The 660-nt window shown below is 34.1% G+C and carries 1 protein-coding gene; it reads left to right on the top strand.

Going from position 1 to position 660, the window contains the following annotated elements; all coding sequences use genetic code 11:
- Positions 1-660, top strand: a 660-nt coding sequence (locus CYP77_RS10130) for a methyl-accepting chemotaxis protein (protein ID WP_258033421.1), incomplete at both ends; no start/stop codon positions are given.

The following is a 660-nucleotide window of genomic DNA, read 5'->3' as shown; positions in this document are numbered from 1 at the left end:
GATACTAATAACCCAGCTCTAAATCAACTAAAAAGCACATTTAAAGATCTACAACTTGCTCTTAAAAATGCAATCTCAAGTAATGGTAAAGATGTACTTGATCTACTAAACACTTATAAAAACCAAGACTTTACAAAAAGACTTGATGATGATGGTAAGATAGCAAGTGGTATAAACTCTCTAGGCATAGAGATATCTAAAATGCTAAATGACAATCTAAACCAAGCTCAAGTACTAGAAGAAAAAGCTAAACTTCTAGCTAGCTCAGTATCAAAAGTAGCAAGCTCAGCAAACACTCAAGCAAATAGCTTACAAGAATCTGCAGCAGCAGTAGAGCAAATGTCAAGCTCAATGAATGCCATCTCTCAAAAGACAGCTGATGTTATAAGACAAAGTGATGAAATTAAAAACATCATAACTATCATTAGAGATATAGCAGATCAAACAAACCTTCTAGCACTTAATGCTGCAATAGAAGCAGCAAGAGCTGGAGAGCATGGTAGAGGATTTGCAGTTGTTGCTGATGAAGTAAGAAAACTAGCTGAAAGAACTCAAAAATCTCTAGGTGAGATAGAAGCAAATACAAATGTATTAGCTCAATCAATAAATGAGATGAGTGAATCAATCAAAGAGCAAAGTGAAGGAATAAACATGATAAAT

Source organism: Campylobacter concisus (assembly GCF_002913865.1).
Lineage (GTDB): Bacteria > Campylobacterota > Campylobacteria > Campylobacterales > Campylobacteraceae > Campylobacter_A > Campylobacter_A concisus_AM.
The sequence above is the reverse complement of the archived record's forward strand: the minus strand, read 5'-3'. Positions and strand labels throughout refer to the sequence as shown.